The organism is Streptomyces longispororuber, from assembly GCF_024448165.1.
Taxonomy (GTDB): Bacteria; Actinomycetota; Actinomycetes; order Streptomycetales; family Streptomycetaceae; genus Streptomyces; species Streptomyces longispororuber_A.
The window spans coordinates 1-2,422 of sequence record NZ_JAMOLN010000422.1; the positions used below are offsets into that span (position 1 = coordinate 1).

The window sequence follows — 2,422 nt, forward strand, 5'->3', positions numbered from 1 at the left end:
CGATGGGTGCGGGCCGCCCCGGGGCGGGTCAGGCGCAGCGGGGGGCCACGTAGCCGTCGCTGCCCGTCTTCACGTAGGCGTCCGAGACGTACTGGCCGTTGCCGATGTTGTCCCAGAGGTTCGTGGTGCCGTACGTGCCGGTGACCCACTCGCCGGGCTTCTGGCAGTTGATCGGCACGCTCGCGCCGAGCGGCAGCACGCGCAGCAGCTGGTACTGGGTGCCCGGGCCGCTGCGGACCTTCAGGCGCACGCCCGATGCCACCGGGTACCGGTGGGCCGCCGCTGCCGCCGCGTCTGCCGCGTCCGCGGCTATGTCCCCGACTGCTTCCGATCCGTTCCCAACGGCCATGAAGGCCACCCCCGTTGAAAGATCCGTCCGTCGCCCCGTGCGACCCGCGCAGGCTAGCAAGCCCCTCCGGCATCGCACGCACCATCGACTAGGCTCCGTGCGTCGCGCTTGCGGACTCAGAACACGGGGGTGGACGATGCCGCCGCTGCGCAGCACCGGACCTGGGCGGGAAGCGGAACAGCCGGGGTACGCCGGCCGCTACCGCCTCGAGGAGTGCCTCGGCTCCGGTGGCATGGGCGTGGTCCATCTGGCCACGTCCGCATCGGGCCTGCGCCTGGCCGTCAAGGTGGTGCACGCCGAGTTCGCCGCGGACCCCGAGTTCAGGGCGCGTTTCCGGCAGGAGGTGAGCGCCGCGCGCCGGGTCAGCGGTGCCTTCACCGCGCCCGTGGTCGACGCCGACCCGCATGCCGAACTGCCGTGGATGGCCACGCTGTTCATTCCCGGCGACACCCTCTCGGAGCAGGTCAAGCGGAACGGTGCGCTGGACGCCGCCGAAGTGCGCAGGCTCGGGGCGGGCCTGGCCGAGGCGCTGCGCGACATCCATCGCGTCGGCGTCGTCCACCGCGATCTCAAGCCGAGCAACGTGCTGCTCGCGGCCGACGGGCCCAAGGTCATCGACTTCGGCATCTCGCGCCCGACAGACAGCGATCTGCGCACGGAGACCGGGAAGTTGATCGGCTCCCCGCCGTTCATGGCACCCGAGCAGTTCCAGCGGCCGCGCGAAGTGGGGCCTGCGGCGGACGTGTTCGCGATGGGCGCGGTGCTCGCGCACGCCGCGACCGGGCGCGGCCCCTTCGACTCCAACAGCCCGTACGTCGTCGCGTACCAAGTGGTGCACAACGAACCGGACCTGGCCGGGGTGCCGGACGATCTGGTGCCCCTGATCCTTCGCTGCCTGGCCAAGGACCCCGCCGACCGTCCCTCCCCGGCCGAGGTGATGGAGGCCCTGCAGCAGCCCGCGGCCACGCCCCGCATACCGGCGCAGCGGCAGCCTGACCCGAGTGAGCTGGGCCCGGAGCCGAAGGGCGGCGACGGGGTCCGGCCCGGTGTGCGGACGCCTTCCAAGCTGCGGCCCGGAACCGTCGTCACGCGTCTGCGCGGCAGACGCTCCCGGGTGATCCTGGCGACCGCCGTCGGCGTGCTGCTGGTCGCGGGCGCCGCCGCGGCGGCCGTGGGGACGCTGTCCTCGGACGACCCGGGTGCGCCGGACGGGAGCCGGCTCGCCGCGGAGCCGACCCGGTTCGAGCCCTGGAGCACCCGGCTCGGCTCGGCGGAGGGACTGCCGCCGGCGTGCACGGCGGGGGCGGGCGCCCTGTACTGCGCCACCACGGGCGGGGTCACCGCGCGCCTCGATCCGGCGGACGGCCGGATCGTGTGGCGGCATCGCACGGGAGCGGCGTCCACCGCGTCCGTGACGGTGTCCGGCGGCCTGCCGCACCTCGTCGCCGACCACCGCCTGGAGGCGCTCGATCCCCGTACGGGCAAGGCGCGCTGGACCGTGGACACGACGGCGTACGCGGCCGTCGTGCACTCCTCGGACAGCACGCTCCTCGTCGCGGACGACGGAGCGGTCCGGGCCCTGGACAGTGCGACGGGGCGGCCTCGGTGGACGAAGGAGATCGGCGGGCTCGGGACGCAGTGGGTGGCCGGTGACGCGGGGACCTTCTTCGCCGCCACGCCCACGGACGACGGATCGGCCACGACCGTGAGCGCCGTGTCGGCGGGTGACGGTGCCGTGCTCTGGACGGTCCGGGCCCGTGGCGAGCTGCGCCCCGTCGCGGCCGGGGCCGGCGCCGTGCACCTGCTGTCGGTCGACGCCGAACAGCTGACGGACGCGGTCGTCCGCATCGACGCGAAGAGCCGGGCGGTGCACCGCGTGGCCCTGCCCACCCCGGTCGACCAGGCGGAGGCCACCGAGAGCGGCGGCACCGTCTACGTCTACGCGGCCGGGGGCGCGCTCCTGGCCGTCGACACCCGGGCGGCGACCGCGGCGCGGAACGCCGTGCGCTGGCAGCGGGACACCTCGGTCAGCCGCCCCTCGCGACCGGTGGCGGCGAACGGCCGGCTCTACTT

General features: G+C 74.6%; 2 protein-coding genes. One reads left to right on the forward strand and one right to left on the reverse strand.

The window, feature by feature from the left end; translation table 11 throughout:
- Positions 1–28: 28 nt before the first annotated feature.
- Positions 29–349 (reverse strand): peptidase, encoded by a 321-nt coding sequence (locus tag M4J07_RS47620; RefSeq protein WP_255983636.1) that lies wholly within the window; start codon positions 347–349, stop codon positions 29–31.
- A gap of 136 nt (positions 350–485) precedes the next feature.
- Here M4J07_RS47620 and M4J07_RS47625 point away from each other — a divergent pair.
- The coding region (locus tag M4J07_RS47625; protein WP_255983638.1) for a protein kinase domain-containing protein at positions 486–2,422 on the forward strand (1,937 nt) is incomplete at its 3' end.